This is a genomic window from Pseudomonas sp. Wu6 (genome assembly GCF_019891515.1).
Classification (GTDB): domain Bacteria; phylum Pseudomonadota; class Gammaproteobacteria; order Pseudomonadales; family Pseudomonadaceae; genus Aquipseudomonas; species Aquipseudomonas orientalis_A.
Map to the genome: position 1 here is coordinate 1 of NZ_JAFLXH010000041.1, position 13,002 is coordinate 13,002.

Sequence of the window (13,002 nt, forward strand, 5' to 3'; positions counted from 1 at the left end):
ATCCGGCGGGCAGATCACAAAGCCCTTGGCGCCGTTGGCGGCCAGGCTGTCGATGGCCGACAGGGTTTTCTCGCCATCCGGCACGGCGATCTTGATCACGGTGAAACCGTGCTCCTTGCCGGCTTTTTCGGCGAAGGCCCATTCGGTCTGGAACCAGGGTTCTTCGGCCTGTTTGACCAGGAAGCCGATCTTCACTTCTTCAGCGGCCAGCAACAGCCCGCTCAAGCTCATGGCCGAGACCGCCACAGCGGCGCAGCACAGGGAACGCAAACCACGACGACGATTCATACGGGTGACTCCTTGTTGTTGTTTTGTGTTTTTGTGTAGGAGCGAGCTTGCTCGCGAAAAACCTGAGAGCACCGCGTTCATCCAGGATGAACGCGTTATCGTTGACGTTTTTCGCGAGCAAGCTCGCGCCTACAGGGTTTATCCGGCAAAGCGAGTGCAAGGTTTTCCAGGGACATCAACGTCTATGGCCAGCATCGCACCGTCCAGGGGGTGACCCAAGGGGCTCGCGGCGCTGGTGATATACAGGGTGGTGAGATCCGCTCCACCGAACACGCAACTGGTGGGACGGCTGACCGGCAGTTCGATGATGCGGTCCACCTCACCGTCAGGCGCCAGGCGCAGCAGGCAACTGCCGTCCCAGCGCGCATTCCAGATATAGCCTTCAGTGTCCATGGCCGAGCCGTCCGGCCCGCCGCGTTCGTGCGGGCCGAACCACACCTGTGCGGGTGCCAGCCGGCCATCGGCGTGGATCGAATGCTGATAGAGCGTGCCATCCAGGCTGTCGCCAAAGTGCACCTGGCTACCCTCCTCGTTCCACAGCAAGGTATTGGGAATGCCCAGCCCGCTGAGCAACGGCGTGACCGTCGCATCGGCATCGATGCGAAACAGCCCGCCGGAGCGTCGCGTGATCGGCAGGTCTTCACCCTGCTCGCCAATATTGTTCTGCATGGTGCCCAGCCACAGTCGGCCCTGGGCATCGCAGCGCGCTTCATTGCCACGGTTGCCCGCTTGCGGGTCGGCCACGCACAGCAGGGTCAAGGCTTCGGTGTTCAAGTCCAGCCGGTACACACCGCTGCTCAGGGTCACCAGTGCATCGCCGCTTTCACAGGGAATGAACGCCGAGACGTGCTCGGGTAATTGCCAGACCCGCAACTGCCCGCCCATCAGGCGCAGCGCCTGCCGGGCGGCGATATCCACCCAATAAAGGGCCTGGGACCGCACATCCCAGAACGGCCCTTCGCCCAACCGGGCACGGTGTGAGGTGACTGCGCTCAATGTCATGAAGCCTCCGGGTGACTTACAGCGATTCGCGAGACGGCGCGCCATCCACCAGCCGCTGGATACGCAGCGGATTGGCGTTCTTCAGCGCGTCGGGCAGCAAGCTGTCAGGGTAGTTCTGGAAGCACACCGGGCGCAGGAAACGATCGATGGCCAAGGTGCCGACCGAGGTGCCACGGGCATCCGAGGTGGCCGGGTACGGCCCGCCGTGCACCATCGAATCGCAGACTTCCACGCCGGTGGGGTATCCGTTGAGCAGGATGCGCCCGACTTTCTGCTCCAGCAGCGGCGTCAGTTCGGCGAACTGTTGCAGGTCGCCCGGCTCGCCAATGATCGTCGCCGTCAACTGCCCGTGCAGGCCGTGCAAGGCGGTGCTGAGCTGGGCCTGGTCGGCGACTTCGACAAACACCGTGGTGGGGCCGAAGACTTCTTCCTGCAGCACTTCGTCGCCGTCGATCAACAGGCGTACATCGGCTTTGAACAGTTGCGGCTGCGCCTGGTTGCCCGATTGCGCGTTGCCGGCCAGGTGTTCAATGCCAGGGTGGGACAGGAGTTTTTCCAGGCCCTTGCCATAGCTGCCCAGGGTGCCGGCGTTGAGCATGGTCTGCGCCGGTTGCTCGCCGATCAGCTGCGCCACTTGTTGGGTGAATGCGCTGAATTCGGGCGAAGCGATGCCGATCACCAGGCCTGGGTTGGTGCAGAACTGACCGCAGCCTTGCACCACCGAAGCGGTCAGGTCGCGGGCCACGCTTTCGGCCCGTGCCTTGAGGGCCTGGGGCAATACAATCACCGGGTTGATGCTCGACATCTCGGCAAATACCGGGATCGGTTGCGGGCGGGCTGCGGCCATGTCGCACAGGGCACGGCCGCCCTTGAGCGAGCCGGTAAAGCCCACGGCCTGGATCGCCGGATGCTTGACCAGCGCTTCGCCGACGCCGCCACCGAAAATCATGTTGAATACACCGGCGGGCATCTCGGTCGCTTGCGCGGCACGAATGATTGCATCGGCGACCTGTTCAGCCGTCGCCATATGACCGCTGTGGGCCTTGAACACCACCGGGCAGCCTGCCGCCAACGCCGCCGCGGTATCGCCACCGGCCGTGGAAAAAGCCAGGGGGAAGTTGCTGGCGCCGAACACGGCGACCGGGCCGAGGCCGATGCGGTATTGGCGCAGGTCCGGACGCGGCAGCGGCTGGCGATCCGGCAGTGCCTTGTCGATGCGCGCACCGTAGAAATCACCACGGCGCAACACGTTGGCGAACAGGCGCATCTGGCCACTGGTGCGCCCACGCTCGCCCTTGATACGCGCAGCCGGCAAGGCGGTTTCGCGGCACACCAACTCAACGAAGTTATCGCTCAGGGCATCCAGTTCGTCGGCGATCGCATCCAGGAACTGCGCGCGCCGCGCCGCACTCAAGGCGCGGTAGGCTGGATACGCCTGGGCGGCGGCCGTGGCGGCGGCGTCGACTTCCTCCGGGGTGGCCTGATAGAAGTCCTGGGGCAAGGCCTGGCCTGTGGTCGCGTCGACGCTTTGCAGCTTGACGCTGCCGTTGGCGCTGCGCTGGCCGCCGATGTAGTTGTGGCCGAGGAACTGGGTCATGGGGCTCTCCTTTAAAGGGTGATGACGTTACCGGGTTCGAATACCGCGTCGCTGCTGCCGACGCTGTTGACCAGCGGTGCGCCGAACTCAGCCTGGCTGATCTCGAACACATCGCCGGCCTGGGTACGTATACCGTCGGCAAATGACAGCGTGGCGGTGCCGAAGAAGTGAATATGCACATCGCCGGGCTTGAGGAACTGGCGGTATTTGAAGTGGTGGTACTCGAGGTTTTCCAGGCTGTGGCACATATTGGCCTCGCCGCTGAGGAATTCGTTCCGCCAGATTTCCTCGCCGTTGCGCAGGATACGGCTGGTGCCCGCCAGGTGCTGGGGCAACTCGCCGACACGCACTTCCGGGCCATAGCTGCAACTGCGCAGTTTGGAATGGGCCAGGTACAGGTAGTTCTTGCGTTCCATGATGTGGTCGGAGAATTCGTTGCCCACCGCAAAGCCCACACGATAGGGCTTGCTGTCCGGGCCGATCACGTAGAGGCCGCCGATTTCCGGCTCTTCACCGGCATCTTCGGCAAACGGTGGTACCGGGAAGGCAGCGCCCGGGCGCACGACGGTGCTGCCGTCGCCCTTGTAGAACCACTCCGGTTGCACGCCCGCCTGGCCGGCCGCCGGCTTGCCGCCCTCCACGCCCCATTTGAAGATGCGCATGGTGTCGGTCAAGGCGGTCTCGTCGCCGGCCTGGTGCATCTTGTCCCGCGCCGAAGCGCTGCCCAGGTGGGTCAGGCCGGTGCCGCTGATGAGCATGTGTGCAGGGTCCGGATGATCCAGCGGCGGCAGGACCTTCAGGTCGGCCAGCAGGCTTGCATAGTCGTGGCTGTCGCCCAGGCCGAGGCTGTTCACCTGTTGTTCCAGGCCCACGCCCGCTTCGATGGCGGCCAGGGCCAACTCGCGCACGCTGCACGCGCTGCGCACCTCACGCAGTTGGCTGCCCTCGACGACGCCGACGCGGCGTTCGCCGTTGCTTGACTCGAACTGAACTAAACGCATGAATTTTCTCCCAGATTAAGGTCGTGTGGCGCCACGGGCGCTGGCGGCGAATTGGTCGAAGGGCAGCACATGCTTGCGCTCCAGCACACGGTAGACCACGCCGGTCAACACCAGCCCGAACACCATCACCGCCGACAGGAAGTACAGGCCCGAAGCCAGGTTGCCGGTGTATTCCTTGAGCGCACCGATCACGAACGGGCCGATGTACCCGCCGAGGTTGCCCACCGAGTTGATCAACGCAATACCCGCCGCCGCACTGGCGCCGGCGAAGAACCGCCCCGGCAAGGTCCAGAACACCGCGGTGCAGGAAAACAGGGCGAATGCGGCCAGGCACAGCGCCGCCATCTGCAGCACGGGCGCACTCAGCCAGGCGCTTGAAAACAGGCCGATGGCGCCCAGTACATAGAGCACGGCGAGGTGGCCGTAACGGTCATTCAGGCGGTCGGAACTGCGCGGGATGATCAGCAGACCGATGATGCCGAAGAGGTAAGGCACGGCGGAGATGAAGCCGGTGGTGAGGTCACTGCCGCCGAACTGTTTGATCAAGGTCGGCAGCCACAGGCCAAGGCCGTAGATGCTCAGGGTCACCGGCAGGTAGAACAGCGCCAGCAGCAACACGCGCTTGTCTTTCAACGCATGCAACGGGTTGCCGTGACGGGTCTGGCCGTAGGCTTGCAGGTCTTTGTTCAACTCACCCGTGAGCCAGGCCTTTTCTTCCTCGCTCATCCACTTGACCTGCTTGGGGCCGTCCGGCAGGTAGCGCAGCACCGGCCAGGTCAGCAGGATCGCCGGGGTGCCGATCACGATAAACAGCCACTGCCAGCCGTGCAGGCCGAGCAGGCCATCCATGCCCAGCAGGCCGCCCGACACCGGGCCGGTGATCATCATGGCGATGGGTTGGGACAGAATGAACAGCCCGAGGATCTTGCCGCGATGGCGCACCGGGAACCATTGGGTGATGTAGTACAGCACGCCCGGGAAGAACCCCGCCTCGGCCGCGCCGAGCAGAAAGCGCATCACGTAGAAGCTGTGCGGCCCCTGCACAAAGGCCATGCCGATGGTGATGGTGCCCCAGGTGATCATGATGCGCGCAAACCAGCGCCGCGCGCCGAAGCGGTCGAGCATCAGGTTGCTGGGAATCTCGAACAGGAAGTAGCCAATGAAGAACAACCCGGCGCCCAGGCCATAGGCCGCATCGCCGATGCCGACGTCGGCGCCCATGTGCAGCTTGGCGAAGCCAACGGCGGAGCGGTCCACATAGGCAATCAGGTACAGCAGGATCAGGAAGGGAATCAGTTTCAGCGTGATGCGCCGAATAAGCCGCAGTTCCTGGCTCATGGGGGTCGATCTCCGATTGTTGTTTTTATAGAAGCTCGGGGGACGCCTCTCGCGAAAATCCGCCAGGGTCATACCTCAGTTGAGAAAGACTATATAGTAGGACTATTTACAAAACAACTCTTCCAAAGCTTGGTTTTTGCGCTTATGTTTAGCTACGGTTAGAACATATAGTCATACAATAAGAGAATCGATCATGTCTGATAAAAAGCCCGGCCTACGCTCCGCCCAGTGGTTTGGTACTGCCGACAAGAACGGCTTCATGTACCGCAGTTGGATGAAGAACCAGGGCATTGCCGACCATCAGTTCCATGGCAAGCCGATCATCGGCATCTGCAACACCTGGTCGGAGCTGACCCCGTGCAACGCGCATTTCCGCCAGATCGCCGAGCACGTCAAACGCGGCGTGATCGAAGCCGGTGGCTTTCCGGTGGAATTTCCGGTGTTCTCCAACGGCGAATCGAACCTGCGCCCTACCGCCATGCTCACGCGTAACCTGGCGAGCATGGATGTGGAAGAAGCGATTCGCGGCAACCCGATCGATGGCGTGGTGCTGCTGACCGGCTGCGACAAAACCACTCCGGCGCTGCTGATGGGCGCCGCCAGTTGTGATGTGCCGGCCATCGTCGTCACCGGCGGGCCGATGCTCAACGGCAAACACAAGGGCCAGGACATCGGCTCGGGCACGGTGGTGTGGCAGCTCAGCGAACAGGTCAAGGCCGGCACCATCACCCTGGATGATTTCCTTGCGGCCGAAGGCGGCATGTCGCGCTCGGCGGGTACCTGCAACACCATGGGCACCGCGTCGACCATGGCCTGCATGGCCGAAGCGCTGGGCACCTCCCTGCCGCACAACGCGGCGATTCCGGCGGTGGATGCGCGGCGTTATGTGCTGGCGCATATGTCCGGCATGCGCGCGGTGGAGATGGTGCGCGAAGATTTGAAACTGTCGAAGATTCTCACCAAAGAAGCGTTTGAAAACGCGATTCGCGTCAACGCGGCCATCGGCGGCTCGACCAACGCGGTGATTCACCTCAAAGCCATCGCCGGGCGCATCGGCGTCGAGCTCGACCTGGATGACTGGACGCGCATCGGCCGTGGCATGCCGACCATTGTCGATTTGCAGCCGTCGGGGCGCTTCCTGATGGAGGAGTTCTACTACGCCGGTGGCCTGCCCGCCGTGTTGCGCCGTCTCGGTGAAGCCAACCTGATCCCGCACCCGAATGCCTTGACCGTCAACGGCAAGTCGTTGGGCGAAAACACCAAGGACTCGCCGATCTACGGCCAGGATGAGGTGATCCGCACCCTCGACAACCCGATCCGCGCCGACGGCGGCATTTGCGTACTGCGCGGCAACCTGGCGCCACTCGGTGCGGTGCTCAAGCCATCGGCCGCCAGTGCCGAGCTGATGCAGCACCGTGGCCGCGCGGTGGTGTTCGAAAACTTCGACATGTACAAGGCACGCATCAACGACCCGGAGCTGGACGTGGACGCCAACTCGATCCTGGTCATGAAAAACTGCGGGCCCAAGGGTTACCCGGGCATGGCTGAAGTGGGCAACATGGGCCTGCCGGCCAAGTTGCTGGCCCAGGGCGTGACCGACATGGTGCGCATTTCCGATGCGCGCATGAGCGGCACGGCGTACGGCACGGTGGTGTTGCACGTGGCGCCGGAAGCGGCGGCCGGCGGGCCGTTGGCTGCGGTGAAGGAAGGCGACTGGATTGAGCTCGACTGCGCCAACGGCCGCCTGCACCTGGACATCCCCGACGCAGAGCTGGCAGCGCGCATGGCCGACCTGGCGCCACCTGAAAAACTCATCGTCGGCGGCTATCGCCAGCTGTACATCGACCATGTGCTGCAGGCTGACCAGGGCTGCGACTTCGACTTCCTGGTGGGTTGCCGAGGGGCTGAAGTCCCACGGCATTCCCACTAATTGGGATGCTATGATGCCGCGAATCTAAGTCAGAGCCTGCCCGTCGTTATGGATCACCAGCCGCCCAAGCCGCGCAAGAGCCAGCATGCCCAGATCGTTCAAGACCTGGGCATGCACATCGTTTCCGGCCGCTTCAAGCCCGAAGAACGTCTGCCCATGGAGGCCACGCTCTGCGAGGAATACAAGGTCAGCCGTTCGGTGTTGCGCGAGGCGACGCGGGTGCTCAGCGCCAAGGGCCTGGTGTATTCCAAGCCGCGCGTGGGCGCGGTGGTGCGGCCACGCTTGAAATGGCACCTGCTCGACCCGGACGTGCTGTCCTGGTTGATGCAGTCCACGCCCCACAGTGAATTCTTCAATACCCTGGCCGGGGTGCGGCGCATTCTCGAACCGGAAATCGCCGCCATGGCAGCGACCACCGCCACCGATGAAGATATCGCCATCATCGAACACGCCTACCAGGGCATGGAAACCGCCAAGACCCACGAAGAACTGTTGCAGGCCGACCTGGATTTTCACCGTGCGATTGCCGACGCCACGCGCAACGACCTGCTCGCCTACATGTGCAACATGCTTTCGCTGCCGTTGCGTGAATCGATCAACATCACCAACCGCCGCCCGGATATCCAGGGGTTGAGCCTGCCCCGGCACAAGGCGATTCTGACCGCGATAAAAAACCGTGACGCGCTGGGCGCGCGGCATGCCTCGCTGGTGCAACTGGATGACACCCGCGTGGCGCTGGATACGGTGATGAATGTGTTGACGCCGTTGTAGATCGCCCAAGGGATAAATGGAATCAAATGTGGGAGGGGGCTTGCCCCCGATGGCGGTGGGTCAGCGACAACAGAGCTGGCTGACATACCGCATCGGGGGCAAGCCCCCTCCCACATTTGGACTGTGTACAGCGTCAGAGGGTGTAGGCGATGCCCACCTGCACCGTGCGCGGCTCGCCCGGGTAGGCGTAGAAGTTCAGGAACGAGCCCTCTTCGTATTCACGGTTGAACAGGTTCTTCACATCCAGGTTGAGCCGCACGTTCTCGTTGACCTTGTAGTAACCGAGCAGGTCGACCACCGTGTAAGCGTCCATGGTGAAGGTGGAATTGGCGGTCTGCCCGGCACGATCAGCCACGTATTTGCCACCGGCGCCAAGGCCCAGGCCCTTGAGTGCGCCATCCTGGAACTCGTACACGTTGAGCAGGCTGAAACTGTTGCGCGGGATGTTGGCCTGACGCGTTCCGGTACGCACCGTCGTGTCCTTGGTAACGGCGGCATCCACATAGGCATAGCCGCCGATCATCCGCCATTCAGGCGTCAGGTTGCCGGCCACGTTCAGGTCGAAACCACGGCTGCGCACCTCGCCGGTCGCGACCTTGAAATCGGCGTTGAGCGGGTCGACACCCTGGACGTTCTTCTTTTCGATCTGGTAGATCGCCGCGTCGACGCTCAGCTGTTTATCCAGCGCTTCCCATTTCACGCCCATCTCATAGGACTTGCCTTTCTCCGGCTCGAACCCGCCACCTTGACGGCTGGCACCGGTGTTCGGCTTGAAGGAGCGGGCGGCATCGGCGTAGAGCGCGACGGTGTCGGTGAGGTCATACATCACGCCGACGCGCGGGGTGACGGCGTTGTCGGCTGCGTTCCAGGGTTTGACGCCCGACACGTAGGATTCGTACTGGTGCTCGAAGCGCTCAAGGCGTGCGCCGGCGAGGACTTTCAAACGTTCGGTCAGCGCCACCTGGTCCTGGACGAAGACCGCATAGGTCTTGAGGTTTTCTTTATCGTGGGTCGGCGTGCGGGTCAGCGCCGGACGTGGCTGGCCATAGACCGGGTTGAAGATATCGATCGGGAAAGCAGCGCTGGAACGTTGGATGATCGACTTGTAGTCGTAATCCTCGTACTCGATGCCAGTCAACAAGGTGTGCTCGAAACCGCCAGTGGCGAAGTGCCCGGTAAGGTTGAGCTGATAATCCTTGTCGGTCCATTCCAGCTTGCGGTAGTTGAAGTTGCGCTGCAGGGTGCGGCCGTCAGCGCCGAGGCTGCTCGCGTTATTGGCCTCCACGCCATCGCCCTTCATCGTGCCGTCCAGCCACTGGAACCCACCGCCCAGGGTCCAGTTGTCGTTGAGCAGATGCTCGAAGCGCAACTGGGCCGTGTTGTTATCGTTGTGCAGGTCACCGGCGTACTTTTCACCCCAGAAGGTGTCGCGCGACGGCGTGCCGCGCTGGTTGGCAAAGCGGGTCAGGCCGCGATCCAGCGGGTGGTTGTTGCGTATGAAGTCGCCTTCGAAGATCACCTTGGTCTCATCGGTCGCTTGCCAGGTCAGCACCGGGGCCACGCCGTAGCGTTCGGTGGAGACATGGTCGCGGAACGTATCGCCGCCCTCGCCCACCACATTCAGGCGATAGGCCAGGCGGCCTTCTTCATCCAGCGGGCCGGACGCATCCAGGGTGCCGCGCTTCATGCCTTGATCATCCAGTTGGCTGCCCAGTGTGACCGTGCGCTCGGCCAACGGCTGCTTGGACACCACGTTGAAGGTGCCGCCGGGATCGCCCCGGCCGTAGAGCATGGTCGCCGGGCCACGCAACACTTCAAGACGTTCGATCGTGTTGGCGTCGGGCATGGCCGGGTAGCCGCGGTTCACGGGGAAACCGTTGCGATAGAACTCTGCAGTGGTAAAACCGCGCACGGTGAAATTGGTGAGGCCCTGGCCGCCGAAGTTATTCGCCCGGCCCACCCCGCCCGCGTAATCGAGCGCATCTTGCAGACGCGTCGCACCGATGTCCTCGACCACGTCTTTGGAGACCACGGTGATGGACTGCGGTGTTTCATGGATGGATGTATCGGTACGCGTCGCACTGGCTGAACGTGTGGCGTGGTAGCCCTTGACCGGTCCTTGAGCCGTCTCGAAATCCGCCGTGCCGGTCACAGTGGTCGCCTGCAACTCAAGGCTGGTTTTTTCGGTGGGGGCACTATCTGCCCAACTGAACGGGGAAAACGCCTGCAGCACACAGATGGAAATCAGGGTACGACGCATGGATGTTGAACCTAGTGAATGAGCCAGATGGGGCGGCAAACCTGCCAAGAATTCGCCGCGCATCATATATCAATGCATTCTCGTTTGATATCCGTTCTCATTTGTTATTTTTCGTGTATCAGCTTTGTACGAAGTGGCGCGGATTGTCTGGTGGATGAAAAACAAATGTGGGAGGGGGCTTGCCCCCGATGGCGGTGTATCAGTCAAAAATATTGAGACTGAGCCACTGCTACCGGGGGCAAGCCCCCTCCCACATTTAGATATGCGCAAAAACGCTTTTTACTGGCCTCAGCGATAGCGCTCCAACCAGTGCGCATAAGGCGCCGGCAGGGTCCAGGAGGCGTTGTCCACGCCCAGCTCCTTGGCCGCAAAGTACGCCCAATGCGGATCGGCCAGGTGTGCACGGCCCACCGACACCAGGTCAAGTTGCCCGGCCTGCAGCGCGCCTTCGGCCAGTTGCGGCGTACCAAAGCCCCACGCCGATGTCACCGGAATACCCGCTTCGCGGCGCACACGCTCGGCGATCGGGCCCAGGAAGGCCGGGCCCCACGGGATGTTGGTGTCGGGAATGGTGAACCCGACGCTGACGCTCAGCAGGTCCAGACCACCGGCCTTGAAACGGCGCGCCAGTTCGATGGACTCGGTGAGGGTCTGCTCATCGCGACCGTCGTATTCGATCACACCGAAGCGTGCGGTAAGCGGCAGGTTTTCCGGCCAGACTTCGCGCACGGCGGCCAGGGTTTCCAGGAGGAAGCGGCTGCGGTTGTCGAAGCTGCCACCGTAGGCGTCGGTGCGCTGGTTGGTGTGTTCGGAAAAAAAGCTCTGGCCCAGGTAGCCATGGGCGAAGTGCAGTTCGATCCACTCAAAACCGGCATCACGGGCGCGACGGGCGGCGTCGACGAAATCCTGCCGGACCCGGGCGATATCGTCCAGGGTCATGGCACGCGGCACCTTGGGCAGGTTCTCGCCGAACGCAATCGCCGAAGGGGCGATGGTTTCCCAGCTACGGGCATCGGACGCAGGGATGTGGTCGTCGCCTTCCCATGGACGGTTGGCGCTGGCTTTGCGACCGGCGTGGGCGATCTGGATACCCGGTACGGAGCCCGCCGCCTTGATGGCCTTGACCATGGGCACGAATGCCTGGGCATGGGCATCGCTCCAGATACCGGCGCAGCCTGGGGTGATACGCCCCTCAGGCGAGACGGCGGTGGCCTCGACCACCAGCAGGCCGGCACCGCCGCGGGCCATGCTGGCCAGGTGCACGTGGTGCCAGTCATTGACCATGCCGTCGTCGGCCCTGTATTGGCACATCGGTGGGATGGCGATGCGATTGCGCAGGGTAACGTCTTTGAGTTTGAACGGTTCGAATAATGCGGACATCAGATACTCCGAGGGAAAGGTGGTTGATTCGATAGTTCGATGGTAATCGAACTATGGTGTTCAGTGCTACCCCCCTGTTATGATTCGCTCCATGCGCGCATTCAAACACCCTACCCTGCAAGAACTCACGCTGGAGCGTCTGCTTTACGCCCTCAGCGACCCCGTACGCCTGGAAATCGTGCGCTGCCTGGCCGACGTGCCCGAAGCCACCTGTGGTGAACTGGACGGTGGGCGACCCAAATCCAGCGTGTCCCACCACTTCAGGGTATTGCGCGACGCCGGCCTGGTGAACACGCGCAATGTGGGCACCACCCACATGAACTCATTGCGCCGTGATGAACTCGAGGAGCGTTTCCCCGGGTTGCTGGCCAGCGTACTGGCCCAGCGCTGAATCACGCCGGCTGCGCTTCAGGCCGCGACGGGCCGCAGCGGCGCGCCATCCAGATGCACACAGTCCTTGCCATTGCGCTTGGCGCCATACAGGTTCTTGTCGGCGATCTTGAGTACCATCGACAGTTCGTCACCTGAGGCAAAGCGCGCCATGCCGGCACTGCACGTATAGTTGTGCGGGGCCGCGACGCTGCAACGGATCGCCTGCAGCAAATCCAGCACAAACTCGCAGGCAAACGCCGGGTCATCGCCCTGCAACAGCACGCCGAACTCTTCCCCGCCGATCCTTCCAAAGCTGAAGCTGCCTTTGGCGTTTTTCAGGCAGAGCGCCATGGCGCGCAGAATCTTGTCCCCAACGTCGTGGCCATACCGGTCGTTCATCGCCTTGAAACTGTCGATATCGAGCATGATGAAATAGCCACCGTGGCCGCTGTCGAGCAGCTTTTCGAAGCTCTGCATGAACGCGCGCCGGTTGAGGATAGACGTCAGGTAATCGGTCTCGGCCAAGGCGCGAAACTCACTTTCCACCAGCAACACCGAACGCAGGTTCTTCAGGTACGAGTAGCTGAGGATAAAACCGATCGACACCGACGAGGCGCAAAATATCAACAGATAGCCTTGGGTTGCGGCATACAGCTCGGCCTGCATGGGCGACCACAGGATGAGCCACACCGACAGCGCGCCGACCAGATAGTCCTGAACGCTGATAAACAGGATGGCGCTGCCGACCACCAGCGTGACCGCCAAGGGCAAGCCATAGATACGCAATTGCGGATTCAAGTGAATCACATAGGCAAACCCCACTGACAACAGCACGATGTAGGTCACCCCCAGAAAGCGCCACAGTAGAAAATTAGTCGTCAGCGAATGAACACGGCAAACAAGCAACAGGGCAAGGGTGACACTCAACATATACAGGTCCAACAGCGTTGCCTGCATCCAACCGATACCTGTCCAGGCAATGATGCCTATCCATTCGGCTTGCGTGACCGCAGGCGACAACAACCTGCGCATCCTGGGTCTTAACTTCAAGTGAGCCGGCATC

Annotated in this window: 10 protein-coding genes and 1 pseudogene; 3 read left to right on the forward strand and 8 right to left on the reverse strand. The window is 62.2% G+C overall.

The genetic code is table 11. The features are described from left to right. The 5 genes and pseudogenes from J1G34_RS23010 to J1G34_RS23030 form a co-directional block, all read right to left on the reverse strand. A pseudogene (locus J1G34_RS23010) lies at positions 1–288 on the reverse strand (arabinose ABC transporter substrate-binding protein); the annotation flags it as partial. A 138-nt stretch (positions 289–426) separates the two neighbouring features. After that, positions 427–1,290 (reverse strand): SMP-30/gluconolactonase/LRE family protein, encoded by an 864-nt coding sequence (locus J1G34_RS23015; protein ID WP_222994675.1) that lies wholly within the window; start codon positions 1,288–1,290, stop codon positions 427–429. A gap of 16 nt (positions 1,291–1,306) precedes the next feature. Continuing rightward, a complete protein-coding gene (locus J1G34_RS23020; protein ID WP_222994676.1) occupies positions 1,307–2,887 on the reverse strand; it encodes an aldehyde dehydrogenase (NADP(+)) in 1,581 nt (526 codons plus the stop codon). A gap of 11 nt (positions 2,888–2,898) precedes the next feature. Further along, a complete protein-coding gene (araD1, locus tag J1G34_RS23025) occupies positions 2,899–3,888 on the reverse strand; it encodes an AraD1 family protein (protein ID WP_065892031.1) in 990 nt (329 codons plus the stop codon). Between the two features lie 15 nt (positions 3,889–3,903). Beyond that, on the reverse strand, positions 3,904–5,226 hold the full coding sequence (locus J1G34_RS23030; protein ID WP_222994677.1) for an MFS transporter: 1,323 nt from the start codon (positions 5,224–5,226) through the stop codon (positions 3,904–3,906). 193 nt (positions 5,227–5,419) lie between these two features. On the opposite strand from J1G34_RS23030, the gene J1G34_RS23035 reads away from it, so the two are divergent. Both J1G34_RS23035 and J1G34_RS23040 read left to right on the forward strand, forming a co-directional pair. Then, a complete protein-coding gene (locus J1G34_RS23035) occupies positions 5,420–7,156 on the forward strand; it encodes an IlvD/Edd family dehydratase (protein WP_003173349.1) in 1,737 nt (578 codons plus the stop codon). A gap of 48 nt (positions 7,157–7,204) precedes the next feature. Further along, positions 7,205–7,927: a FadR/GntR family transcriptional regulator gene (locus J1G34_RS23040; protein WP_065892027.1), complete on the forward strand. Its 723-nt coding sequence runs from the start codon at positions 7,205–7,207 to the stop codon at positions 7,925–7,927. 133 nt (positions 7,928–8,060) lie between these two features. Here J1G34_RS23040 and J1G34_RS23045 read toward each other — a convergent pair whose 3' ends face one another. Next, on the reverse strand, positions 8,061–10,187 hold the full coding sequence (locus J1G34_RS23045; protein ID WP_222994678.1) for a TonB-dependent siderophore receptor: 2,127 nt from the start codon (positions 10,185–10,187) through the stop codon (positions 8,061–8,063). Between the two features lie 288 nt (positions 10,188–10,475). After that, entirely contained in the window at positions 10,476–11,567 is a 1,092-nt protein-coding gene (locus J1G34_RS23050; protein WP_065936152.1) for an NADH:flavin oxidoreductase/NADH oxidase, read from the reverse strand. 91 nt (positions 11,568–11,658) lie between these two features. Between J1G34_RS23050 and J1G34_RS23055 the strand changes: the two genes are divergently transcribed. Next, entirely contained in the window at positions 11,659–11,958 is a 300-nt protein-coding gene (locus tag J1G34_RS23055; RefSeq protein ID WP_065883595.1) for an ArsR/SmtB family transcription factor, read from the forward strand. A gap of 17 nt (positions 11,959–11,975) precedes the next feature. On the opposite strand, the gene J1G34_RS23060 is transcribed toward J1G34_RS23055, so the two are convergent. Next, positions 11,976–13,001: a GGDEF domain-containing protein gene (locus J1G34_RS23060; RefSeq protein ID WP_065892019.1), complete on the reverse strand. Its 1,026-nt coding sequence runs from the start codon at positions 12,999–13,001 to the stop codon at positions 11,976–11,978. Position 13,002: the final 1 nt, after the last annotated feature.